This window comes from Dolichospermum sp. DET69 (assembly GCA_017355425.1).
Classification (GTDB): domain Bacteria; phylum Cyanobacteriota; class Cyanobacteriia; order Cyanobacteriales; family Nostocaceae; genus Dolichospermum.
This window is the reverse complement of sequence record CP070233.1, coordinates 4,569,892-4,595,414: the sequence shown is the minus strand read 5'-3', so window position 1 is coordinate 4,595,414 and position 25,523 is coordinate 4,569,892. Positions and strand designations below refer to the sequence as shown.

Annotated in this window: 23 protein-coding genes and 1 pseudogene; 10 read left to right on the top strand and 14 right to left on the bottom strand. The window is 37.2% G+C overall.

Annotated elements, in window-relative coordinates; genetic code table 11:
- Positions 1-99: 99 nt before the first annotated feature.
- On the bottom strand, positions 100-1,806 hold the full coding sequence (locus tag EZY12_21060) for a serine/threonine protein kinase (GenBank protein ID QSX67193.1): 1,707 nt from the start codon (positions 1,804-1,806) through the stop codon (positions 100-102).
- 124 nt (positions 1,807-1,930) lie between these two features.
- Between EZY12_21060 and EZY12_21055 the strand changes: the two genes are divergently transcribed.
- A complete protein-coding gene (locus EZY12_21055; protein QSX67192.1) occupies positions 1,931-3,433 on the top strand; it encodes a phenylacetate--CoA ligase family protein in 1,503 nt (500 codons plus the stop codon).
- A gap of 60 nt (positions 3,434-3,493) precedes the next feature.
- Here EZY12_21055 and EZY12_21050 read toward each other — a convergent pair whose 3' ends face one another.
- The 3 genes from EZY12_21050 to EZY12_21040 all read right to left on the bottom strand — a co-directional run bounded on the left by EZY12_21050 (position 3,494) and on the right by EZY12_21040 (position 5,523).
- Complete coding sequence (locus EZY12_21050) at positions 3,494-4,426, bottom strand: cobalamin-binding protein (protein QSX67191.1); 933 nt, start codon at positions 4,424-4,426, stop codon at positions 3,494-3,496.
- Positions 4,427-4,801: 375 nt separating this feature from the next.
- On the bottom strand, positions 4,802-5,317 hold the full coding sequence (locus EZY12_21045) for a hypothetical protein (GenBank protein QSX67190.1): 516 nt from the start codon (positions 5,315-5,317) through the stop codon (positions 4,802-4,804).
- On the bottom strand, positions 5,314-5,523 hold the full coding sequence (locus tag EZY12_21040) for a hypothetical protein (protein QSX67189.1): 210 nt from the start codon (positions 5,521-5,523) through the stop codon (positions 5,314-5,316). The genes EZY12_21045 and EZY12_21040 overlap by 4 nt, the downstream gene beginning before the upstream one ends.
- Before the next feature lie 196 nt (positions 5,524-5,719).
- On the opposite strand from EZY12_21040, the gene EZY12_21035 reads away from it, so the two are divergent.
- Complete coding sequence (locus EZY12_21035) at positions 5,720-6,061, top strand: hypothetical protein (GenBank protein ID QSX70764.1); 342 nt, start codon at positions 5,720-5,722, stop codon at positions 6,059-6,061.
- A gap of 56 nt (positions 6,062-6,117) precedes the next feature.
- Here the strand turns inward: EZY12_21035 and pruA are convergent, their stop codons facing one another.
- Positions 6,118-9,096, bottom strand: a complete 2,979-nt coding sequence (pruA, locus tag EZY12_21030; GenBank protein QSX67188.1) for an L-glutamate gamma-semialdehyde dehydrogenase — start codon at positions 9,094-9,096, stop codon at positions 6,118-6,120.
- Positions 9,097-9,127: 31 nt separating this feature from the next.
- Between pruA and EZY12_21025 the strand changes: the two genes are divergently transcribed.
- Together EZY12_21025 and EZY12_21020 are read left to right on the top strand one after the other, a co-directional pair.
- On the top strand, positions 9,128-9,508 hold the full coding sequence (locus tag EZY12_21025; GenBank protein QSX67187.1) for a hypothetical protein: 381 nt from the start codon (positions 9,128-9,130) through the stop codon (positions 9,506-9,508).
- A gap of 10 nt (positions 9,509-9,518) precedes the next feature.
- Positions 9,519-9,686, top strand: coding sequence for a four helix bundle protein (locus tag EZY12_21020; GenBank protein ID QSX70763.1), 168 nt, complete (start codon positions 9,519-9,521; stop codon positions 9,684-9,686).
- A gap of 30 nt (positions 9,687-9,716) precedes the next feature.
- Here the strand turns inward: EZY12_21020 and EZY12_21015 are convergent, their stop codons facing one another.
- Positions 9,717-9,860: a hypothetical protein gene (locus EZY12_21015; protein ID QSX67186.1), complete on the bottom strand. Its 144-nt coding sequence runs from the start codon at positions 9,858-9,860 to the stop codon at positions 9,717-9,719.
- Between the two features lie 149 nt (positions 9,861-10,009).
- On the opposite strand from EZY12_21015, the gene EZY12_21010 reads away from it, so the two are divergent.
- Complete coding sequence (locus EZY12_21010) at positions 10,010-10,654, top strand: hypothetical protein (GenBank protein ID QSX67185.1); 645 nt, start codon at positions 10,010-10,012, stop codon at positions 10,652-10,654.
- Positions 10,655-10,663: 9 nt separating this feature from the next.
- On the opposite strand, the pseudogene EZY12_21005 reads toward EZY12_21010, so the two are convergent.
- The 3 genes and pseudogenes from EZY12_21005 to EZY12_20995 form a co-directional block, all read right to left on the bottom strand.
- Positions 10,664-11,020 (bottom strand): annotated as a pseudogene (locus tag EZY12_21005) (four helix bundle protein).
- A 35-nt stretch (positions 11,021-11,055) separates the two neighbouring features.
- Positions 11,056-12,228: a chromate efflux transporter gene (chrA, locus tag EZY12_21000; GenBank protein QSX67184.1), complete on the bottom strand. Its 1,173-nt coding sequence runs from the start codon at positions 12,226-12,228 to the stop codon at positions 11,056-11,058.
- Positions 12,221-13,198, bottom strand: a complete 978-nt coding sequence (locus EZY12_20995) for a glycerophosphodiester phosphodiesterase (protein ID QSX67183.1) — start codon at positions 13,196-13,198, stop codon at positions 12,221-12,223. The genes chrA and EZY12_20995 overlap by 8 nt, the downstream gene beginning before the upstream one ends.
- A 203-nt stretch (positions 13,199-13,401) precedes the next feature.
- Here EZY12_20995 and ligA point away from each other — a divergent pair, with 203 nt between their 5' ends.
- Together ligA and EZY12_20985 are read left to right on the top strand one after the other, a co-directional pair.
- Positions 13,402-15,447, top strand: coding sequence for an NAD-dependent DNA ligase LigA (gene ligA, locus EZY12_20990; GenBank protein ID QSX67182.1), 2,046 nt, complete (start codon positions 13,402-13,404; stop codon positions 15,445-15,447).
- A gap of 98 nt (positions 15,448-15,545) precedes the next feature.
- Entirely contained in the window at positions 15,546-16,094 is a 549-nt protein-coding gene (locus tag EZY12_20985; GenBank protein QSX67181.1) for a fasciclin domain-containing protein, read from the top strand.
- A gap of 102 nt (positions 16,095-16,196) precedes the next feature.
- Here EZY12_20985 and EZY12_20980 read toward each other — a convergent pair whose 3' ends face one another.
- Positions 16,197-16,619, bottom strand: a complete 423-nt coding sequence (locus EZY12_20980) for a hypothetical protein (protein ID QSX67180.1) — start codon at positions 16,617-16,619, stop codon at positions 16,197-16,199.
- Between the two features lie 101 nt (positions 16,620-16,720).
- Here EZY12_20980 and EZY12_20975 point away from each other — a divergent pair, with 101 nt between their 5' ends.
- Complete coding sequence (locus EZY12_20975) at positions 16,721-17,341, top strand: orotate phosphoribosyltransferase (protein QSX67179.1); 621 nt, start codon at positions 16,721-16,723, stop codon at positions 17,339-17,341.
- Between the two features lie 118 nt (positions 17,342-17,459).
- Here EZY12_20975 and EZY12_20970 read toward each other — a convergent pair whose 3' ends face one another.
- The 3 genes from EZY12_20970 to EZY12_20960 form a co-directional block, all read right to left on the bottom strand.
- On the bottom strand, positions 17,460-18,776 hold the full coding sequence (locus EZY12_20970) for a tetratricopeptide repeat protein (protein ID QSX67178.1): 1,317 nt from the start codon (positions 18,774-18,776) through the stop codon (positions 17,460-17,462).
- A gap of 516 nt (positions 18,777-19,292) precedes the next feature.
- A complete protein-coding gene (locus tag EZY12_20965; protein ID QSX67177.1) occupies positions 19,293-22,391 on the bottom strand; it encodes a DUF3854 domain-containing protein in 3,099 nt (1,032 codons plus the stop codon).
- A 236-nt stretch (positions 22,392-22,627) separates the two neighbouring features.
- Positions 22,628-22,774, bottom strand: a complete 147-nt coding sequence (locus EZY12_20960; protein QSX67176.1) for a hypothetical protein — start codon at positions 22,772-22,774, stop codon at positions 22,628-22,630.
- Positions 22,775-22,889: 115 nt separating this feature from the next.
- On the opposite strand from EZY12_20960, the gene EZY12_20955 reads away from it, so the two are divergent.
- Together EZY12_20955 and EZY12_20950 are read left to right on the top strand one after the other, a co-directional pair.
- Positions 22,890-23,126, top strand: a complete 237-nt coding sequence (locus EZY12_20955) for a type II toxin-antitoxin system HicA family toxin (protein QSX67175.1) — start codon at positions 22,890-22,892, stop codon at positions 23,124-23,126.
- On the top strand, positions 23,126-23,359 hold the full coding sequence (locus EZY12_20950) for a type II toxin-antitoxin system HicB family antitoxin (GenBank protein QSX67174.1): 234 nt from the start codon (positions 23,126-23,128) through the stop codon (positions 23,357-23,359). The genes EZY12_20955 and EZY12_20950 overlap by 1 nt, the downstream gene beginning before the upstream one ends.
- A gap of 411 nt (positions 23,360-23,770) precedes the next feature.
- On the opposite strand, the gene EZY12_20945 is transcribed toward EZY12_20950, so the two are convergent.
- Entirely contained in the window at positions 23,771-25,405 is a 1,635-nt protein-coding gene (locus tag EZY12_20945; GenBank protein ID QSX67173.1) for a Ppx/GppA family phosphatase, read from the bottom strand.
- Positions 25,406-25,523 lie beyond the last annotated feature (118 nt).

The window sequence follows — 25,523 nt, the reverse complement described above, 5'->3', positions numbered from 1 at the left end:
GTCAGTGGTCAGTTGTCAGTGGTCAGTTGTTAGTTGTTAGTTGTTAGTTGTTAGTTGTTAGTTGTCACATCTTACCAATTACCAATTACCAATTACCCATTACTTATTCTTTACTTTATCAGATGCGATCGCATACCAGATTTGCAAAAAAGTTTGTTGATTTAAATTCCCGCGTTTTTGACCAGGAAACAACGGTTCAAATGTCTGATACGTATCTGCGCGTAAATCCTGAAAAGATTTATAATTACCCAATTTTCCAGCCTTAGCAAGTTGATCCCAGCGGTGAGAATCTTGTTGACTATAACTACCTATTTTCTTTTTCGCTGTTTCACTTAGATTTGCTTTTTCTAGATTATTTAACAACTGATCAGCAACCTGAGTCCATTGTTCACGTAAAGCCGCATCTTCCGATTTCTCAGTTAACTTGCGTCTGTTTAACTCTGGTTTTTGGGCATAGAAAACTTCATTAACCGTATTCGTAAAAAATACTGAAGAAATTTCTAACTGTTGGACACGACTAAAAACTTGTTGAATACTACGTTTCCCATTATTCCCACTTCCAGAATTATGAATAGATGGGATTTTGGGAACTTCAATTTTAGGAACTTGAATTGATGTTATCCCCTTGACCGCAAAATTTCCTAAAGCGAAGAAACCCGCACCAGTTAATAATATTCCCGTACTCATGATAAAGCTGACAGTAAAAGGCCGCAACCATATTGGCATCGGTATTTTTTGGACAAACAATGTCGTCTGATTCTTGACACCACCATGAAGAGTCCGAGCGCGTTTGATACCCGGTGCTACCACCTCTGTTTTTAACTTAGTAATATAAGGATGGGGATTATTCTTAGAAGTTTGCATAATTTGTGGTGTAGATACAGTAGATGGTGGAGGTAAATCTTTAATAACTTGTTCGGCTTTTTGATAGCGATCGCTCGGCTTATATGCCAACATCTTCTTGAAGACAGCCTCTAATTTGGGACTTACTTTAATTTCCTTACCCCAAAACCAAACGCCATTATAGCTATCATAAAGTAAATTTGGTTCTTTCCCTGTTATTAATACCAAAGCCGTCACCGCCAAGGAATAAAAATCACTATTTTTATATACTTTTCCCTGAAGTAACTGTTCTTCAGGCGCGTATCCCTTTTTACCTAATAAAGTTGCATTTACAGCCAATTGTGTCCGCCAAAAACCCTGAGAAGCTGGTAACTGTTTGACACCACCAAAATCAATCAATACAGGCAAATTATCACTTTCGCGTAAAATCAAATTATCCGGGGAAATATCGCGGTGAACTATATCTAAAGAATGAATATAAGTCAGCACAGGCAGAATATTATGCAATAAATTAATAATTTCTTCCTCACTAAAAGACTTTCCCTGACTTTGACGCTGTGTAAATAATTGATCATAATTATCACCTTCAATATAATCTTGCACCAAAAAGAAAAAATCCTTAGTCCCAATTTTGGCGGCAAAAGAAGCATGAAAACGCGGAATTTGGTCATGTTGAATTTTTTTAAGCACACTGGCTTCTCGTTCAAACAGTTCCTTAGCCTTTTCTAAATCCTGCGGTTTGACAATATTGGGGGCAAATTCCTTTAAAACGCAGGTTTTCCGAGATTTTTGCCGATCAATTGCCAAATAACTGCGTCCAAAACCACCCTGTCCCAAGATCCGCGCAATTTCATAACGATTATCAATAACTTGCCCTACATTCAACGGTAATGCTTCACCACAATGAGTACAAAAGCGATGACTACCATTATTTATGTGCTGCTGACTGCAATATATTTGCATGGTATTGGAGGATAAATAGAGAGTTATTAATGGCTACAAAAGGAGTAAGATAATTTACGTTCCTGTAGCATTATGGATAGAATACTCACAAAAAGCGACGAGATTTTTGCCATTTACAAGCCTTATGAAACACCAAATACCATCACAAAGGGCAATTCTAGGATTAGAAAATTTTATAACAACTCCCTTAGCCCAGAAACTAGAACAGCATCTTCATATTGACAGTCAAGAAATAGTTTTGGCATTATTTGAAGATGTAGCTGCTAGTGTACCTGCTTACCAGGCATTTTTAGCAGAACAAGGCATAAATCCTCGAAACATTGAAACATTAGCAGATTTCCAGAACTTACCAAAAATTAATAAAGAAAATTATATTTCCCGTTATTCTTTGCCCCAATTGTGTAATAATGGAAATATAGGAGGCTGTGATATGATCGCAGCCTCCTCCGGCTCAACAGGTAAAGCCACATTTTGGCCACGTTCCTTAACTGATGAATTACAAATAGCCACCCGGTTTGAGCAAATTTTTCATGACAGTTTTCATGCAGATAATAAAACCACTTTAGCAGTAATTTGTTTTGCCTTGGGAACTTGGGTAGGCGGAATGTTTACTACCAATTGTTGTCGTCATTTAGCTGCGAAAGGTTATCCAATTACAGTCATTACTCCAGGGAATAATAAAACGGAAATTTGGCGAATTGTCCAGGAATTGGGCGTTAATTTTCAGCAAGTTGTATTATTAGGATATCCACCATTTTTAAAAGATGTCATTGATACTGGTATTGCCAATGGGATGCAGTGGGGACAATATAATATTAAGTTAGTCATGGCCGGAGAAGTATTTAGTGAAGAATGGCGAAATTTAGTAGCCCAAAGAATAGGTTCTGACAATCCCTGTGATGATTTTGCCTCTATGTATGGAACAGCAGACGCAGGAGTTTTAGGAAATGAAACCCCTTTAAGTATTTGTATTCGGCGGTTTTTAGCAGCTAAACCAGAAGCCGCTAAAGCATTATTTGGGGAATCTCGTTTACCTACTTTAGTTCAATATGATCCTAATAGTCGGTTTTTTGAAGTGGAAGAGGGCAATTTACTATTTTCCGGTGATAATGGTGTGCCTTTAATTAGATATAATATTGGCGATCATGGTGGCTTAATTACTTATGTCGAAATGCTAGAGTTTTTAGCAAATTGGAATTTTGATCCTATCACTGAATTAGAGAATCATCGCGGAATTCGTCAATTACCTTTTGTTTATGTTTTCGGACGTTCTAACTTTACAGTTTCCTATTTTGGCGCAAATATTTATCCAGAAAATGTGACGGTAGGATTAGAACAACCAATTATCAGAGAATGGGTAACGGGTAAGTTTGTTTTACAGGTAAGGGAAGATTTAGACAAAAACCGCTTTTTATCTGTAGTCGTAGAGTTAGCGCCAGGAGTAGAAGATCAAGAAGAGAAAAGATTATCTATCACTGCTGCTATTTTGGCTCAATTATTGCGTCTGAATAGTGAATTTGCTAATTATGTTCCTCCCCAATATCAAACCCCGATAGTAGAATTAAAACCTACTGGTGATCTTGAGTATTTTCCGATAGGTGTTAAACATAGATATACCAGGAAATAAGTAACGCTTTATATCCCCGACTTCTTTGAGAAGTCGGGGGATATTTTCAAAACTTCACTATTACAAAACTTTCCAACCAGTACCTTTATAACCATAGTCAAAGATATCTGGATGCAATATTTCTGCCAAAATTTCCAAAGAATCTACTAATCGTGGTCCAGGACGGTTAAAGTAAGCATTACCATCAGTAATGAAAACTCGACCACTTTGGACTGCATGGAGTTTCTTCCATTCTGGACGTTGAGTTAATACATCGGTTTCTAGCTGAGTCCGTGGTAAATCAAAGCCACAGGGCATAAAAATAATCACATCTGGGTTACTGGCTACCAATGTTTCCCATTTGACATGGGTTGCAGGTTTACCCATGAGGCCAAATAATGGTTGTCCCCCAGCTAACTTGATTAATTCAGGAACCCAATTTGCAGCAGTCATTAAAGGATCTGTCCATTCAATACAAGCAACTTTTGGCATTTCCGCGAGAGAAAGCCCTTGCAGTCTACGCTTGCAAATTCTTACACGAGCCTCTAAGTTCTCCAGTATTTCTACTGAATCTACTCCAAATGTGTGACTAACCCGTTCAATATCGCCCCAAAGATCCTGTAATGTGTTGGGTTGTAAGGAAATTATTTGCGGTGAACTGTGGGTAAGTTGGGCAACTGCTTTTTCTACTTCTGGTAAACTTACAGCGCAGATATCACATTGGTCTTGGGTAATAATGTGGGTAGGGTGCAATTTCTCTAAGACATCAACTTTGATTTTGTAGATACCCAGAGCAGATTGCAATATATCCTTGGCTTCGTTGTGATCAGTATGGTTATTAGCGTCACCATTCAAACGGGCTTGGGTACAAACTGGAAGGTTAACGATTTCGGGAGGATAGTCACATTCATGCGATCGCCCTACCATAGCATCAAATAAACCCAGTTTAGCGATGATTTCCGTAGCACTCGGAATTAAAGAGATAATTCTTATATCGTTACTTGTATCAATCATAGTTTCACCCCCCTGGAAATAGGAGTTCAGGAGTCAAAAACAGAAAATGGAGTTAAGTTTTTTAACAGACGTTTCTACTTTCATTTTTGCATATTTTCAGAGAGGCGGTATCTATCTTGAGGATGTTATCACTTTTATTTCCCGCCAAAACGCAACCGGACAAAGTTTGATTCTAGACAATAATAGGTAAGTAGGTGAACATAATAAAACCAATCTGTGTAAAGAAAAGTAAAATCGTCCAAAACCTCTTGACTTTTCCCCGTTCCCTGTTCCCTTGCCATAACGACAATTTTTAACGCCAATCTACTTAGTTAAGCATTTTAATTAGTAATTATATTTTAAGATGGGGATTTTATCTGAACCTAAATATCCAGATTAATAAGGTTCATGAATTGATTTACATTCCCAAAACATTCCCGGACCAACGGTTAAAATTTGCTCATTTGGCATCATTAATTCCCAATAAGCAAGCCCAGAATCATCTTCTAAATCTGGTTCTAAAATTAGTTCGTAATGATCCTCAAATGATAAAGTGAGTTTAAAATTATTACTATCAATTACAAAATTAGTTAGTTTTTTATTTTCCAAAAAACATTGTAAAGATATTTTAGCACATTCGGCAGCATCTTTATAATTTACGAACATAGATGAATGACTGAGAAGACCGTTTCCTATCATTAAATACCAAGGTGTTGCCCTAGTGTTAAGTCGCCAAGTTCCTTTGCGTAAATGTGCTAATTTAGGATGGGAATAGGCAATCATTTCACCAAAATGCAACCGTAATTCATCACCATAGCTAAATGTAATCTGATGACAAATTTCACCAATAATTGGTTGAATAATTTGATTTAGATTTAGTATTGAATTAGCAAGAGATGTTTTAGGAGTCATAATGAATATCCTCTATCCTCTAAAAATTCTTTAGCTTTTTGTCTAAGTTCCTGATATGTAAAATCACCTCTATTATTTAAAGTTCCTCCATAACCATTTCTTTTTTCTTCCTCCAGAAATGGTCCAAAATCATCTCTTAATTCCGGTAACATACGAAATTCTCTCGCAATTGCATCAACTTGCTTAATATCATCTTTTTTACCCATAAATATAGACAAACCCTGATTTTATATTTTAACATCAAAATATCATAATTTGTCAGAATCAGGATTTCCAGGATTTAAGGATTAACAGGATAAATAAAGATCCCCGACTTCTATCATAAATTGATGGGATGAATAACATTTTTATTTTTTGCTAAGATGCAGAGTTACAGTCTAGACAATGATACGCAGTCACACTATGCTTAAAATGCAAGCAATGATTGGTGTATCTATGAAAACAAGTCAACTATTGAAAGTAGCTTTAGTTCCCATCTTGGCTATATCTACTCTTATATCTATATCAAGTACAGCACTAGCTGACTACCTGACAAGTGAAGGTTATGGTGGTGAGTATCGTTATGAGTTATGGTCTAGTGATGATGGTCAGAAATACTCTTTGAAGATTTGGAATAAAGACAAAGATCCAAAAAAAGATCCTGGTGTGACTCTGGGTAGGTTTAAATCGAGTAGAGACGCATTAATTCACTTTGATTGCTATTACGCTAAGAAAAAGTTACGTGAGTGTGGCGAAAATATATAATTAGTTTTAGATCCCCGACTTCTTGAAGAAGTCGGGGATCTGGTGATATCATCCAGTTAATCTGCGCCCTCAATTGGGGCAAAACCTTGACGTTGAATGTTTTCTGTGATATGGCGTGGTTCTAGGAATTGCAAAAGATAATCTGGACCGCCTGCTTTTGAACCGACTCCAGAAAGTTTAAACCCACCAAAAGGTTGACGAGAAACTAACGCCCCAGTAATATTCCGGTTAATGTAGAGATTCCCCACTTCAAACTCTGCTTGTGCTTGTTCAATATGGGAAGGTGTGCGAGAATATAGCCCACCAGTTAAAGCGTAGTTTGTGCCATTAGCAACTTCCAAAGCTTCTTGAAAATCTTTAACTCGAATTACCGCTAAGACAGGACCAAATAGTTCCTGCTGGGCTATTACCCCATTTGCGGGTACTTCCGAAAAAATCACCGGACCGATAAAATAACCTTGAGTTGGTGCAGGTAATTCTAAAGCTACCTTTGCTTCTTGTTTCCCTTTTTGAATATACTCCAGAATGCGATCGCGGGAATTAGCATCAATCACTGGTCCAACTTGGGTACTGGGTAATTCCGTTTCCCCAATATTCAAAGATTTAGTTGCTTCTACCAACCTTTCCACAAAAGCATCATAAATTGGTTCAAGCACAATTACCCGTGAACAAGCCGAACATTTTTGCCCACTATAACCAAAAGCAGATTGGACAACACCAACAACAGCCTGGTCTAAATCAGCACTTTCATCAATAATAACACCATTCTTGCCACCCATCTCGGCAATTACCTTTTTGAGATGCTTTTGTCCAGGTTTAAGAATGGCGGCTTCTGCGTAAATTCTACAACCTACCTCCTGTGAACCAGTAAAAGCAATTACATGAGTATCAGGATGATTTACCAAATAAGCTCCGACTTGAGAACCCTTACCGGGGACGTATTGAAAAACACCTTTTGGTATTCCTGCTTCAATTAAGATTTCTGTAAACTTCGCAGTAATGACAGAAGAAGTTTCCGCAGGTTTAAGCAAAGTACAATTTCCCGAAACCAAAGCCGCAACAGTCATACCGCAAGCAATAGCCAAAGGAAAATTCCAGGGAGAAATAACAACAGCGATACCTTTAGGCTGGTAAATATAACGATTGGTTTCACCAACAACATCATAAATTACACCTTTGTCCAGCCGTTCCATTTCGTCAGCATAATAGAGACAAAAATCAATAGCTTCGGAAACTTCCCCGTCAGCTTCCTTAACAGGTTTACCCACCTCCAAAACAATCCAAGCCGAAAGTTCAGCGCGTCTTTCCTCCATTAACTTCCCAGCTTGACGCAAAATATCAGCCCGTTGCTTAACTGGGGTTTTCTTCCAAGCCGGAAAAGCAGCTTTAGCAAACTTCATTGCTTCTTCGGCTTGTTCAATATTCAGAAGTCCAATTTTACCAACTACTTCACTAAAATTAGAAGGATTAAGAGAATCAACAAACGTTGTTGTATTCACATATTCGCCATTCAGCAAGGGTAAATAGGTTTTCCCTAACTGCTGACGCACATTTGCAAAAGCTAAACTTGATTTCTTTCTTTTTTCCTCTTTTGCAAAATCGGTATCTGCTATAGCTAAGAACCCCCCCTGGGTCCCCCCCGCAAGCGAGGGGGAAGCAGGAATGGGAATTGGGGGTGCTAGTAATTCTTCAACGGGACGGTTTTCTAAGTTTTGGCGGAGAAAGGAACTATTTGCGGTGTTTTCTAATAAACGCCGAATTAAATAAGCCATTCCTGGTAACAAGTCACCATAGGGACAATAAACCCGCACGCGATAACCTTTATCTACCAAAGCTTTAGCTATTTTATCACCCATGCCGTAAAGAACCTGCATTTCAAAGCGACGACGGGGAACATTGAGACTTTCTGCTATGGCTATGGCGCGAGATTGCGATCGCACATTATGACTACCTATGGCAGAATAGACATATTGATGATTTTCTAGTAAAAGCTGGGTTATCGCTTCAAAATTGGCATCGGTAGCGACCTTATCATTATAAACTGGTTGCGGCCAATGTTTTTGAGCAGCTTTGATAGTTTCTTGATCCCAATACGCACCTTTAACTAAACGAATGCTGAGAGGATAACCCCGTTGTTTTAACCAAGCAATGATATCTCTAGCATCTTGTTCACTGTCGCGCAGATATGCTTGAATAGTCATGCCGATATCAGTCCGTTGACGAAATTCCTCTTCCAGTAACAGCTTTTTGAGAATGGTAAAAGTAATATCCTTATAGGCGTATTGTTCCATATCAAAATGGACTGCTGCTCCTAATTCTTTAGCACGACGGAGTAAAGTCCGAATATTATTACTTACCCGTGCTTCGCTACCTTCAGCATCTAAAGGATCAAATTGGGAATAAAACGCCGTTAATTTGACAGAAACCTGGACTTTGGGGATATTTTCGCCGTCAGCTTCATCAATAGCGGGGATTTTCGCCCAATTTTTGGATGCTTCCACCAATTGCTGCATCAATTCCAGGTATCTTTCTAAATAAGATTGGGCTTCTATTTCCGTAATTACCGCTTCACCGAGTAAGTCAATGGTGAAAGCCATTTTATCCTTTCGCAGTCTCTCAACGGTTTTGATGACTTGCTTAATATTTTCCCCAGAAATATACTTATGTGCTAAAGTTTCTACAGCAGTTCCCACAGTTGTGGCTGCTACCTGTGCGGGCATAGAATCAGGGTTAGCAAAATTTAAGATTGCTTTTAAAGCTGCGGGTAATTCTACAGACTCATCTCCCAAATATTCTTGTAAATGGGAGGCAATTTCTGATTTACTATGTAAAGCGGGTAAAGTGTCTATGAATCTAAATAGTTGGACTCGTAAACCAGGATTACTCATAGCCCAGTCGAGTAACTTATCATCAAGGCGCATTTGATCCCGTAAAGCTCCGAAAAATGAGCGATTTTCCCCGGTAGCAGCTAAAACCTGTTTGGCAATTTCTTGAGTTTTTGCTTCGTAAGTGCTGTTTTCTACTTGTAATACCATAAAATTTGTTAGTAATCAGTTTTCTGAATTAATGTCGACTAATGATGTAAAAGTTTTGAATGTGGTTGTCTCGAATATCTGGAAAAACTTGGCTTTAGTCTCTTTGGGGATAAGTGTAGTCTACTTGGGAGGTTGTACAAAAAAGCCGACAAATACACAATTGGAATTATGGCGTAAAGAAGCAAGTAATCGCAATGCGGAAATTCTAGCAGATAAAGCCAAAAAGAACCCGCAGCGTCAGTGGAATTTAGCTATTCAAGGTGAGACAGCCAGTGGTAAATCACAAACTTTAAATTGGCCGGAGTTGCTTAAATTAGCTACAACGGATGTGAATACAGCTGATGCAAAATTAGAAGAAGTGCTGTATCTATTCGGTGCTAATATATCTCTTATGATATGGACGAAGATATAGAGGAGAATATATAAGATTTTTAAACATAGCTCAAGGGTCAGTTAATGAATTAGAAACTCATCTAATTTTATCTCACCGAGTAGGATTATGTTCAGAAAAAGATGTAGAAATGATTCTTAATTTATTAAAAGAAGAAAGCAGAATGATTATTAGTCTTATTAAAAAACTAGAAAATTAAAATTTTTTCCCTGTTCCCTGTTCCCTTCTCTCAATTTCTCGGTTTAGCATAACAAGTACCGAAGAGCCATATTTCTTTAACACTATATGTAATACCAAAGCCACCGCTACCCAACACATTTTGGATAATAAATCTATTATTATTCAGATATTGATTAGATTGCCAAAGTTTCATTGAGTTATTATTTTTATTTAAAAATAGATAAGGAAGAATTTCTTTTAACTAAATATTAAGCCTATTTGACTACTCAATTGTAGCGTATATGTTATATATTACACTTTATAAGTTGATCTGTCAGCCTTTAACCAAACATGATAATACTTATGAATACCAAAAAACTGATATCTGCTTTATTTCTTCATTGGCAAAGCACATTTTACCTCTTCAATATAGATAAAGTAGCAGCTAATAGAGCTTTTACTGATTTAGTTGCAGCATATTCTAGTCCTAATCGTTACTACCACAATTTAAAGCATATTTATCACGTTATCAGTACGATTGATATTTTACAAGTCTATACCCAAGACCTAGCTGCTGTAAAACTTGCTGCTTGGTTTCATGATGTTATATATAATACTCAAAGTCAAGACAGTGAAGAAAAAAGTGCTGACTATGCTGCCAAGATACTAGAAAATTTAGCAATTCCAGATAATAACATTAACATAGTTCACCAATTAATTTTAAATACTAAATATCATCAAGGTAATGACTTAAATAGCCACGTTTTACTTGACGCAGATTTAGCAATCTTAGCCGCAAAACCAATTGAATATCAAGAATATTCTCAAGCCATTCGTCAAGAATATGCGTGGGTATCAGAATTGGCATATATCACTGGTAGAAGACAAGTTTTAGAAAGATTTTTGCAACGAGAACGAATTTATTTTACACCTTTGATGTTTGATAGTGCCGAACAATCTGCCCGTGATAACTTAGAAAGAGAAATAATTGATCTTTTTAGAATTTAGAATTTAGAATTAATCTTGAGACTTGGTATTTTTAATGATTGCATGAATAATAGAAATTAATTCATTAGATTCATTTAATAAATGAAGTAATCTTTTTTCTAGGGTTTTCTCCGTTGCAATTAATATTTTTAACTAATAATTTGTTTCTCTAGTCTCCTTTAAAGAAATACTCATTTTATGAATAAAATCAGGTTTACTCTCTGCATTTTGTGCTTCCTCAATGTTTGCTCCAATGCTTGTTCCAGAGCGGATTAATTGTTTGCTCAAATCATATCCTGTTCCACCATTTTCTCTCAAAAATTTACAAAGATTAACTATTCTTATCCTAAAGTTTAGAGTTCTTTCTTGTATATCTTTGTTAGCCATTTTTAATGTTATGATTGTTTTTCTAAATTCTAAATTCATTTCACACCCCAACCAATAATAGCACCACTGATAATTAAATAAGCAGCATTAATGCGATAGCGAATTACTAAAACTGCTGAAATCAAAGCCATAACTAAACCTAAAAAATCTACAGAATGGGTTTTTGGTAATATTAAAGTAGCTATTCCTAATTGGATTGTAGTTAAAACCATTAACGCTACAGCACTCACATTTACAGCATCTAAAAAAGGTCTTGTCCAAGATGAATTACGAAGACGATTCATGAAAGGATTTAAGGCAGCCACGAATAAAAATGAAGGTAGAAAAATTCCTAAAGTTGCGACAATTGCTCCCGGAAAACCAGCAATTACATAACCAATAAATGTTGCGGTAGAAAGCACAGGACCAGGAGTAAATTGGCCAATAGCAATAGCATCTAATAATTGTTGTTGTGTTAACCAATCATATTCTTCTACTAATCCTCCTTGCAAAAAGGCAATTAATAAATAACCACCACCAAATAACACACTACCAACTTTGAGAAAAAATAAACCCAATTGCCATAAAGGTACAGAAATATGATCATTTATCGCTGTATTCAAAGTTGCGGTAGTTTGCCAAAATGTACTTGTGGTTAAACCAATAATCATTAAATTAGCTTGATTACCACTGCGTAACCAAATCATTCCTAATATTCCTCCTAGCAATAAAGCCACAACTTCGTTAACTTTAGTAAACCAAGTTATTAACCCAACTGCTACAGCAATTACAAGTAGTTGTCTTGTTTTTATGGCTTTTTTTCCTAAACCCCAAATAGCATTAATGATAATTGCTAAAACAACAGGTTTAATTCCATAAAGTAACGGTGCAACCTGGGGTGAAGTTCCATAATTGACATATACCCAAGCCAATAAACCTGTAATTAAAATCGCAGGTAAAATAAAACAAACTCCGGCAACTATTAATCCTAACCAACCTGCATAAATATATCCAATATGAATAGCCATTTCTGTGGAATTGGGACCAGGAATTAAATTTGTTGCCCCTAGTAAATCTAGAAAATGTTCTTGTGTTAACCATTGACGACGTTTAACTACTTCATCTTCTATCATGGCAATATGGGCAACGGGTCCACCAAAGCCAATAATGCCTAATTTGAGAAATAGTTGGGCAACTTCAGTTAAGCGATTTGACAATAAATTACTCATAAGGTTTAATCTTTAAAGCCATATCTGGATAATCACTAAATACACCATCTATGCCCAAACTAAAAAATATTTCATATTCTTTTTGGGGATTTCCTTGACAGTCTGAGGGTAAGAAACAATCCTCATTTCTAAAAGTCCAAACATGAACCTGTAAATTAGCATTATGAGCATTTGTGATTAAAGATGTGGGTGATAGTAATTTACCATGAATATCTCTAGGAATTAATAAGTTTTTATGTACACCTATCGCTTGGGCATATTCAGCAATTTCTTTTAACCCTTGTTGACTTAACAAATCTATATATGTCCGCGGATCATCATTAATAATAAAATTGTATGGTTTACCAATATCATTAATTAATTGCACTAAGGGTAAATCTGTTTTTTGTGATAATTCTTTCAGATTACTAACTTCAAATGATTGAATAAATACAGGTAAATTAATTCCCTGCAAATTCCATAATAAAGTTGATTCTAATGATAAACCAATCGCCTTAAAATAACTGGGATGTTTAGTTTCTGGATAAATGCCAATATGGCGACCAATTGCTTGACTTTTATGCTTTACTAAATCAATAATTTCTGCAAAAGTGGGAATAGTAAATATCCCGTTATAAGCTATATTTTGAGGACGGATTTGAGGAATGCGTTCTTGTGCTGTTAGGGTTTTAATTTCTGCTATGGTAAAATCTTCTGTAAACCAACCTATTTTAATTTCACCATCAATGATTTTAGTAGTTTTTAAATGGGCAAATTCGGGATGATTAGCAATATCAGTAGTTTCTGATATTTCGTTTTCATGACGGGCAATTAAAATCCCATCTTTAGTTATTACTAAATCTGGTTCAATATAGTCAGCGCCTAAATCAATTGCTAATTCATAACTGGCTAAAGTATGTTCAGGACGGTATCCACTTGCGCCTCGATGAGCGATAATAATAGGGGAGTTATCTGTGAAAGTTTGAGTCATGACTGCTTGCTGATCTTATTTATAAGTACATGGGCCCAAATAAATATCAAAATAATATTATTGACTAGGGCAGGCTAGAAGCCCACCCCACAATAAGTATAATATTCTTGTGGGGTGGGCATCCTGCCTGCCCATATTATATTTAATTGTGCCTACCTACTTAATTAAATTCCTACTACTATTATTGTTTGGTTATTAAACTCATGATGTCAACTCAACCTGAATTGAAGCGAATAGAAGAATTGCGGCGATTATTGCAAAAAGCAAGTTATGCTTATTATGTACTAGATGCGCCCACTCTGGAAGATACGGTTTATGACCGACTGTATCGAGAATTGCAAGAATTAGAAACGAAGTATCCAGAATTAGTTACGACCGATAGTCCGACTCAGCGCGTTGGCGAAAGACCTGCTACCCATTTTACCTCAGTCCGCCATAATATTCCCCTCTACAGTTTGGAAAATGCTTTTAATATTGAAGAATTGCAAAATTGGGATCAGCGGTGGCGGCGACACGCACCCAGTCAGTATAATGACGGAGAAATAGAATATGTATCTGAGTTAAAAATTGATGGTGCTGCTTTAGCTTTGACTTATGAAGATGGACTTCTAGTCAGAGGTACAACTAGAGGAGATGGGATAATGGGTGAAGAGATTACCCAAAATGTGAGAACTATTCGCTCAATTCCCCTGCGTTTAAATTTTGACGGGTTGGAAAATATTACTAAGGTGGAAGTCCGAGGAGAAGTATTTCTACCTTTACAGGTATTCAAGGAAATTAACGAGAAAAGACAAAAAACCGGGGAACAGGTATTTGCTAACCCGCGCAATGCTGTAGCTGGTACGCTTAGACAATTGGATTCGCGGATTGTGGCACAGCGGCAGTTAGATTTCTGTGCCTATACTTTACATATTACGGGTTTGGATGATTCCAGTATTGCCAATACTCAATGGGAAGCTTTGGAATTGTTGCAAAGGTTGGGTTTTCGAGTTGATACCAATCATAAACTCTGCCATTCTATTGCTGAAGTGGCTGAATATTACCAATATTGGGATACAGAACGGCTGAATTCTCCCTATATGACAGATGGTGTTGTCGTCAAATTAAATACGTTTAGACTGCAAGAACAATTGGGGTTTACACAGAAATTTCCCCGCTGGGCGATCGCGTTAAAATATCCCGCTGAAGAAGCCCCAACCCGTGTAGAAAAAATTACAGTTAATGTTGGCAGAAGCGGGGCGTTAACTCCTTTAGCAGAAATGTTACCAGTACAATTAGCAGGAACAACTGTTTCCCGTGCTACCTTACATAATAGCGATCGCATTGAACAATTAGATATCCGGATTGGTGACACCGTGATTGTTCGCAAAGCTGGGGAAATCATTCCCGAAGTGGTCCGAGTTATTAAAGAATTACGTCCCGCTGACACCCAGCCTTTTATTATGCCTTGCCATTGTCCCGTTTGTGGACAAAAGGTAGTCAGGGAAACTGGAGAAGCAGTTACTAGGTGTGTAAATGCTTCTTGTGCGGCGATTCTCAAAGGAGAAATTGAACATTGGGTAAGTCGTGATGCTTTAGATATTAAAGGTGTTGGAGAAAAGTTGGTGTATCAATTAGTAGATAAGGGATTGGTTCATTCCGTTGCTGATTTATATGACTTGACAGCAGATAAATTAGGTGAATTAGAACGCATGGGGCAGAAGTCGGCGGAAAAATTGATAAATGCGATCGCCCAATCAAAAACTCAACCTTGGTCTAGAGTATTATATGGTTTAGGCATCCGTCATGTTGGCAGCGTCAACGCCCAATTATTAACAGAGAAGTTTATTACTGTTGCAGAGTTAACAACTGCAAGACAGTCAGATATTGAAGGCGTTTATGGTATCGGTGCAGAAATTGCCCAATCAGTCTATCAATGGTTTCGGACTCCAGCTAATCAAACCTTGATTGACCGCATCCAAGCCATTGGTTTACAATTAGCAACCAGCACAGAAGCTCAAGCTGTGGGCGAAATTAATCAAAAATTTGTCGGTAAAATATTTGTCGTGACTGGCACATTACCAACCTTAAAACGCGATGAAGCCAAAGCCTTAATTCAAAAATCTGGTGGTAAAATCACTGATTCAATAAGTAAAAAAACAGATTTTTTAGTTGTAGGAGCCGATGCTGGTTCTAAATTAGAGAAAGCGCAGACTTTAGGAATCAGTCAGTTGAGTGAGGCACAGTTATTGGCAATGTTGGCAGAATAGTAATCAATTGTTATAAATCGTTAAATTCTGTTACAGTCTTGATTGTGAAGTTAAATTAACCGAAACGTCACATTTTAATATTTTTTGGAGTACAAACGATGAATTCTCTTTTTAATAAAACAGTTAGCATCGCTATAGCTGCAACAACTCTTTTTGTGAGCGCCCCTACATTAGCAGAAATAAAGCCTATGGCTAAACCTGCTACACCAGTTACCCAAACAAATACTGTAGGGACAATTGTCGAAGTTGCCAGCAGCAACCCTGTTTTTACAACACTGGTAGCAGCTATTAAAGCCGCTGGTTTGGTAGAAACCCTCTCTGGTCAAGGTCCATTTACCGTATTTGCACCTACAGACGCAGCATTTAAAGCTTTACCAAAAGGAACTTTAGCAAGACTCCTTAAACCAGAAAATAAAGCCACCTTAGTCAAGATTTTGACCTATCATGTAGTTCCTGGGGCAATTACTTCCAAAATTATCAAAACTGGTAATGTCAAAACAGTTGAAGGTGCTTCAGTTCAAATTAAAGTTAGAAAAGGTCGAGTAACTGTAGATAACGCCAAAGTAATTAAAGCAGATGTCAAAGCTAGTAACGGTATAATTCATGTAATTAATAAAGTGCTACTTCCACCCGATGTGAAATTGTAGAATTTTTTTTACATGATGGATTCCCGAATTTTCAAAAATTCGGGAATTTTGTGCCAAGAATGAGAACTGGAATTGAGACTAAGCCAGAACTGATAGCTGTGGTTAATTTTTAAACCGATATTCTGTCCCGACTCTCAGCGTATTGCCATTATAGCGGGGAGTCATTAATAGAGAAGAGTCATAAGGATTTGGTAAGTCAGGTGTCCGCAGATACGGATCATCGGTTGTTTGTTGAGCCAGAGCATCATGATAAAGAGTATTTACTAACTCAGCATCTTTGGCGATTTCATTGTCGGGAAAGGTAGTACCAAATTTACCCCCAGGTCCGATTAAAGAATCTACTTGACGTTTTAAACTGCCATTTTCGTAAAAGTTAGGGTCATGGCGAAAATAAGCTCGCTCAAAAGTATTACTGGTTGTTTCTGGGGGGTCTGTTGCGGTTTCAGCTTGAGCCACCCCAGGGAAGGCGGAACTAGTAGCTAAAAGTACCAGTAATCCACTCAGGGCTGGAAATTTTATACCCATCTTGTCAACTCCTCAATTTTTGGGTGAATCTTAATTTATGCTTAATTTGGGAACTCTATTGAGTTTCAACTTCGGTGTAACACAACTTTTAATGGTTTGTAATGTCTTATTCCACTCAAACCCCCAGTAACCTAGATATTTGGGCAACTACTACTGATTTAACTACTCTCCGTCACAAGCTACTAGATTTATTTTGCCAGTTGGCGTATCAAGAAGGTGATTTTGTTCTTTCCTCTGGACAACGGAGTTCTTACTATATTAACGGTAAACAAGTCACACTCCATCCCCAAGGCGCTTTGGCTATGGCCAGATTATTGTTACCACTGTTACCGGAAGATACTCAAGCTGTAGCTGGGTTAACCTTGGGGGCTGATCCTATTGTATCAGCAGTAAGTGTAGTTTCTGTGTACGAAAATAAACCAATACCAGCTTTAATTATTCGCAAGGAAGCCAAGGGACATGGGACAATGGCTTACATTGAAGGTCCGAATTTACCCCAGGGTGCAAAAGTCGTAGTTTTGGAAGATGTGGTAACAACTGGACAATCTGCGCTCAAGGCTGTGGAGCGGTTACAGACTGCTGGTTATACCGTAGATAGGGTAATTTCTCTGATAGATAGATTGCAAGGCGGTGGGGCGTTATATGAGTCGGCTGGGTTACAGTTTGAAGCTTTATTTACAATTGAGGATCTTCAGAAACGGTATCGAGAAATTAATTTATAAGTAGGGGCGTATAGCAATACGCCCCTACTGAACCACGCAGGAGCGTTCGCGGAGCGTCTCGTAGAGATAGGACACGAAGGAAGAAGGAAGAAGGAAATTTGTCCCCCTGTTCCCTAACTCATGAAAACGAGTTAGAAATTCTGGAAATCAGATTGGTAATTTCCTGGTAATATCGCGTGTTTCCTGACTGAGAATAAAGATCAGCAGATTTGCGTAAATCAGTAATTGCTTCTAGCTGATTTCCCAAATTTCTATGTATATCTGCTCTGACTAAATAGGCTAGGGAATAACGTGGTTGCAATTGTATTGCTTGATTTAAATCTGTTAATGCGGTATTTAATTCTCCCAATAGAAAGCGACTACGACCCCGATTAAACCAGTCCTCAGCTACATTAGGGTTAATGATGACTGCTTGAGTATAATCTGATATGGCTTTTTGATAGTCTTTCAGGGCATAACGGGCATTAGCGCGATCGCTATAAAAGACAGCAGACTGGGAATCTAATCGTAAAGCCTCAGTAAAATCACTAATTGCTCCAGTAAAATCTTTAGCTATATAACGACTACTGCCCCGATGATAATAAGCGGCTAAAAAATCTGAATCTATCTTTAATGCTTGGTTATAGTCTTGAATTGCTGTTTGTATATTACCTAACAACTTGTGAGCATCACCCCGTTTGCAATATGCTGGGGCAAATTCCGGGGAGATTTCTATGGCTTGGGTATAATCTGCAATGGCATTGATAAAATCCTGCATAGCTTCCCACACCCTACCCCGTCCATAGTAAGCTGTAACTAAACGAGGGTCAATTTGTAATGCTTGATTATAATCAATAATGGCATTTTCATAATTTCCCATTTGATGATGTGCATTGGCTCGAAAACCATATACTAAAACTAATGCGGGATTAATTTGTAATGCTTGATTATAATTAGTAATTGCATTTTCATAATCTCCCAAATTGCTATATGCCAAACCCCGTTCAGAGTATGCTGGAACATCATCAGGAACTATTCTTAATGCTTGATTGAAATCAGCAATTGCTTGGTGATAATCTTGAATACGGGCATAAACTAAACCCCGATTGTAGTAAGCTGCACCAAATTTAGGATTAATTTCTAGAGAACGATTGTAATTAGTTATTGCTCCGTGATAATCTTGCAGAGCATAATAACTATTACCACGATTATGGTAAGCTTCTGCAAAATTAGGATTGATTTTTATACATTGATTATAATCAACAATAGCTTTCTCATAATTACCTAAAATATGAAATATATTCCCGCGATTAATATAAGCGATCGCAAAATTAGCATATAATTCTAAAGCAGCATCAAAATTAGCCAGTGCTTGTTGATAATTACCGCTATGATAATGGTCTAAACCCTGTTGATGTAAAGCATTAACAACATCAAAATTTATATTTTTATTCATGGGTTTTCTTATATATAGTATTTGTAAGGTGTGTTAGGCATAGCCGTAACGCACCCTGAGCTAGATAAGTGGTGCGTTAGGCTGGCGCTAACGCACCCTACAGTGGTTGTAATTTATCACATATTATGTAGGATTACAAGATTACTCGGTAAGCGTAAAGCTCAGTCACTTTAGTGCTGAGATATAAGCGACACGGGCGAAAATATTTAGCCTAACTCGTTGACTAGTAACAGTAGGTGTGATATACTTTTAAAAGTTCCATAATTTAAGTATAACTAAACAACGTAAAAACTTAACTAATTTGGTTGAGTGCGTAGTCATACCTAACAGTATTGCAGTTTAGGAAAGCTAAATTTGGTGAAAAATGAAATACAAAAATCGAGTACGGTAGGGATACGGTCATTAACGCTTTAGGAGAATCGACCTCTGTTTTTGTTGGAGTAATCCAGCAATTGTAAGTTGGCTCATTGATTAAAGAATCTCAGTGTCTAAAGACGGTGAGAGTGTCAATAGAGTTTAACTTATGAGTACAGCTTCATGTTGAGATTTTTCAGGTAAATTAACCATTTCCCTTTCCATGTTGTGTAAGGAAGTTAACATCAAATCATCCCGGTGATGCCAAATTGTAAATATTTTATCTCTACCATCATTTAGGGTTTCTAAATCAATTGTATAACCATCATTTATTTGCTGCAATTTCAAACCCAACAACCCTAAAAGCCGACTTAATAGCTTAATTCCGGAAACAGATTCTTTACCTCTGACTAAATCAATTCCTAAAGCTCTTTTAATGTGTTTACTGCTTTGTCCAGCCACATTTTTTAACCAAATCAAATCAGGATCATTTTCCTTAAATACCCTTGCTGTTTCCAAAATTTGCAGCATTCCCAAAGCCCGCATAGCTTCCACCTTGAGCGTATAAGTTCTTAAATCTGGGAGAAAAACCTGACCTTCACCCCATAATAACTGCTGACTCCATTCTTGCTGATCTTTAACATGAAAATATTCACTTTCATGAGTTAGGTAATAGTGAATTAATAATTGTCCATAATAGCCCTTTTCATCCTGTAATTTAAGTTGGGGAGTAACTACAATCCCATATCTTTGTTTGAGGATATATTTATCTACTTGATGACGTTCTACATTACTGAGAGAATGTTTAGTTAATAGCTGTTCATATTCTACATAATCAATATTTTTAGCAGTAGCTACAGAATTTGCGGCTGATAATTGATTTTGCTGTTTAATTTCTTTGATTTTGCGTTTAATTTCCTTGGATTTTTGCAAACTTTGCGCCCAATCTTTTTGGACTTTCACAATTTCTACAATTAAGCGTTTGCGATTTTCTAAATCACTAGGTTCAGTGGCAAAAAATGCCAAACGCAAATCACGAAGAATATTATTTTGCACTTCATTACTTCGCATTTGAATTTGATGACCATCAGTTATCAATCCATCTTGCATTGATTGCCGATAAAGCCGAATAGAAGCATTGACTCTGGCAGATAATTTTGCCCAAGTGCGTAAATGAATAGGATCATAAACAAGAGGTAAATCTACATCTATTTTATGTAATGGACTTAATAAAGCTAAATTTTCTTTTTGATTTTCTTGATACCAATGAGATAATAACCGATAATTTGTACTCCCGCTGCCAATTAAGCCAATACCGCGTTTAGCACACCAAACAATGCGGGGGACATTATCCCGCACTCTTGCTAAGGCTTGACGGGCTTCTGAGTCAGGAATTACCCCTTGAAAAATGCCATAAACTCGGTCAAAATGTTGGACATCAATACTAATTCCTGTTCCCAAACTAGGGGTAACAAAAACAGTATCATAATCAGTTATTTTCTGATTAATAGCAGCAATAAAATCAACGGCTGCATGGCCAGGTGTATTCGTAGTATGACTGCTAACTACTAAGGTTTCTGGAAATTCTCTTCTAAGTTTTTGTAAACGTTCTTTTAAATAACGTTCAATAGTTTCACAACTGTAACGTCCAGCCCGACTATCGGTAGTTACATAGCATTTTCTTCCAGCAATTAGATCTAATTCTAATTGATGAATTAGGGGTGTAGGATTTGGAGAATCATAAAAAGTGGTATCCCAACCTTTTTCTGGTTTCCATTCGTTGATAACTACCCAAGGAGTTAATTTAATTCCTGCTAAAGTTTGTAAATATTCTAAAGATACATCTGATAAATCGGCATCTTGAGCAATTATCAAACCTCCAGTTGTGAGAACTGTAGAAATTAATTGTTGAAAAATGCGGAGAATTTTCACCCGTTTTTGTTTACAGGTATTACTATTGAGTAAATGCCATAAGGATTGCTCAACTTCATCTAAAATTAATATTGCCCCTTGCCAATCTTCGGGTTTTAATTTCCAAATTGAATCTACACATAATCCCAAAGATGGCGTAATTGGTAAAGGGCATTTAATAGGTATTTCATCAGCTTCTATACTCCATGCTGCATGGTCAATTCCCCATTGAATGCCAATCTTTTCACACAAGAACCGTCCTAATATGATTCTATGGGTAATTAGTAAAACTGGTTGATTGCGGCTTTTTGCTTGTTGAACAATGCTTTGTAATGCTGTGGTTTTACCTGTACCTTTGGCTGATTTTACTCCCACTAAGCCAGAGGTAGGAAAAGCAATATTTCCCAAATAAGGACGGTTAACGGTAAGTGCTGCGGGAATTGTTAACTCTGTATGGGGTTTGGTTTGGGCAATATAAATATCTAAATCTAGACTTTGACGATAAATTTTATCAAAGGCTATGACACCTTTAGCTATGATAAATTCATCAACTCCTTTTTCTTTTCCTGGCAGTTCGACAACTTTAACAGGGCAGTTTTGTTGTTGAAATAAACAACCCAGTTGGGAAATAGCGTTATTCACAGCCGCAATTTTTTTAGCTTGTGTTTCAAAATCAAAACAAATATAAAAGTTGCGTTTTGTAGTTGTGAATGCTGCTAAGTCGGGGATTAATTGCCGACGGGTAACTTTGCCAAATTCATCTTTAATAACTCGATAACCGCTAGTAATCCCAGGAACAGCAATAGCAGCATATCCTTGGCTTAAAAGGGCTGCGGCTTTTTTCACACCTTCGCAAATCACAATGGATATCTTATTTTTAATTACCCATGACCAAAAACCTTCGGCTTCTCCATCATGATTAATAGTAATATTTTCCGGTAATTTTAAGTTGTAACGTTGTCCAACTTGTTGCCAAATTTCTAAGGATATGCGTAAACAAAATATGCGTGTGGGTGTGCTGGGAGGATGTTCGTATTTAATTGATTTACCTTTTTGATTTTGTCGCGGTTGGTTGGGTTTAAAACATCCCCATTCCATCTTCTGCCAGTTATTAAGGGGGTCTAGTCCAGAACACCACCAACCACCTTCTGTAATGTGGCTATAACGCTGTAACCAAGCATTTTTAATCATCCCTGTATTGGTGCGAGGGAGTTGGTCAGAAATTAGCAGATATTCATAAGCATTATTGCCTTGAAGCGATTTAAAATTTAAACGAATTAAGTCTAAGTTTATACCACCACTCTTGACTAATTCTTCAAGGTGTTGTGGATGTAAAGAAGGCAGATGCATAAGCTGAAGCAGCTAAGGAATATAACAAGATCAAGACTTTAGCACGGCTAGGCTGATTTTTAATAAAAGAAATTCTGGAATTTAAGTGTTGTATTTTTTACTTTGTTTTGATAAATACTTCTGTGAATATATCAAGGTGTGGTTAGGGCTGTACAACCGTAAACATAATAAATTTGTATTGTGATATTTATACATATATAATTTTTATTTATAGGTATTGGTGATGAAGGACAGAATTAAACTATAGCAATTGCTTCCCAAAGTTCAGGCAGAGGTTCATCAAAATCACTAGCAATGGTAATAGGTTTTCCTCTCAGTGGGTAATTCTTTGTAGTTTTTGTTTCGTGTGAAATAAGATCAATATTACTGCCATTATATCGCATCCCTTCATCCCAAAAAGCGATTCCTAGGTCGCGCAACGCTTACGCTATCACAAATTAAATTCCTGTCAGACTATAATAAAATCAAGGGATAATCTACTAAATAATAGCCTTGGTGATGACTAAAAAAGAAAAACTATGGCAAAAAGCTAAAAATAGTCCAGAAAATCTAACTTTTGATGAATTTGAAACTCTCCTCATTCAGAATGGGTGGGAATTTAGTCGTCAAAAAGGAAGTCATCGTTTATGGTATTCACCTAGTGGCCAACCTTTACCAATTCAACCTCGTAAAGATGGAAAAGCAAAACTCTATCAAATTCAGCAGTTCTTTGAATATCAAGAGGGAAATCAGTAATGACTTTAAATAATTATAATTTTAATGGCTTTACAATTAATTTATATATTGATGAACAAGGAGATTGGTTAGCACATTTCCAAGAAATACCTAACATTTCAGCTTTTGGTGATACTCCCGAAGAAGCTTTGCAAGAACTAAAATTAGCCTGGGAGATAGTGAAGGAAGATTATCAACAAAAGGGTAAAGAAATTCCCTTTGCTCCTGTGCGTAGAAAATTGTACTCTTCATGAAGCGATTCCTAGGTCGCGCAACGCTTACGCCCTTCCACATCCCAAAACCGTAGGGGTTTAGCACTGCTAAACCCCTACAATTCTAAACACCCACAGATCAACCCTAAATCTAAAAAGGCATATCTAATAACAATGTACCATCATAATAAATCTCACCAAGATTATCAGGATCATTTTCCCAATTTAAAGGATTATTAATAATGTAGTTTCTAATCGTCTCTAATGATTTTTTATCCTGATTAATGTGTTCATGAAAATTTCTTTGCCATACTGAAGATATGCCTTTTTGATTGCAAATTTGATTGATCTTTTTAGTAACAGCACTTTTATTAAATACAATATGGACAGGCAGTATGCTTACCCGACAAGGATATTATTCTATATTTATTTCAGCCCATCTACTTAGCAACTTTATCTATTCATTAATGTTGCCACAAACTTTAACCCAAATTCTTCCTCGAAAATGCCTTTTTTGTAATCTAAACTCCACATTTCCAAAGCACATTCATCATTAATCATGGATGGAAAGATGAACATCTTAAATTCTTTGAAATTGAGAAAATATTCACATTGAATATGAGAAATAGCCCCTATTTGTCTTCTATCTAAAGCCACAGCTAATCTTAAAATGGCGCTGAGTTGATTAACCATTTGCCGATGTTCTCTGTGGAGTAGATTTCGATAGCTATCATGTTTTTTCTTGGGGGGAGATTTGCGATGATAACGGGCTATATTGGCAATAATTTCGATTTCGGTTTCGTTATAACCCAGTAATTCACCATTTCTAATTAAGTAGTATGAATGTTTGTGGTGTGCTGAATGGCTGATATAGTGACCACAATTGTGTAAAATTGCAGCAGCCCATAGTAATTGACGTTCATCTGCACCCCAATGATGTATTTGTCCTTGGGTTTGGTCAAATAAACTCAAGGCAAATTCCGCAACTCGTTGACTATGTTCTAAATTAGTCTGGTATTTTTTGGCAGTTTTTAATATACTGCGTTCCCGAATGGAACTTTGAAACCGCAGTCTATTATCAATAAAACCATGTGTCAGCATCCAATCTACAATCACCCCTTCCCGCAAAGATCGCTCACAGACTGTTAAAGATTCTACGCCTAATAAGGTCATGGCTTCCTGTAAAATTACTGCCCCTGAAAGTATCACTTCTGACCTTTTTTCTGGCATCTCGGCGATCGCTCCCCGTTCTACATTGGTCATCTTGCGTAAGCGATTTACCCAGGTTCGCAAGTCCTGCAAACTGAATTGATAGCCGTTGAGAGTAGAAGGAACAAGTCCTAATTTTTCCCGGGCGTGGATGGTAGCAATGGTTTCTATTGTCCCAGATGTGCCGATTAACTGGGGAGAATCGCCAATTTTGAGTTTTCCTTGAATTTCTTCTACAGCCCGTTCTAACATTCCTCTCGCATAAGCTTGAAGGTATTTAAATTCGCTTTCGCTAATGGGATCTGATTTGACTAATTCCCCTGTTAAACGCACTGCACCGACTTTCGTACTAGTAAGACTACGGGGTTCTTCACTGTCTCCTAAAATCAATTCTGTAGAACCACCACCAATATCAATAATAATATGCGATTTGTTGTTAAATTCCATCCCCGACAACACACCTAAATAGATGCGTCGGGCTTCTTCCGGTCCAGAAATTAAGTCAACGCTTAAACCGACTTCAGTTTCCACTTGGTGCAGAAAATCCTTACCGTTGGGAGATTCACGGACGGCACTAGTAGCAACCGCGACAATACTATCTACGCCTAAACTATGGGCAAGGGTTTTAAATCTTCCCAAACAAGCGATCGCTTTACTCATCACTTCTGGTTTTAATTCTCCAGTAATCAAATTGCGATCGCCTAATCTTACTGTTTCCTTTTCTCTAGCAATAATAGTAAAAGATGGTAGGGTAGCTTCAATTTCTACTACCACCATGTGTAAAGAATTTGTACCAATATCAATGGCTGCAATCATCTGGTTTTTGTGAACTGATTGATTGGATATATTTCCTGTGTTAGCCGAAATTAAATTTACCATCTTGTTGTACTTGTGAATAGATGAATAGGGACTAGTAGTCTGTCAAATAAATTTTGACGGATAAGAAACGAACCACGTTCGCGGAGCGTCCCGGAGGGATATAGGAACGAAGGACACG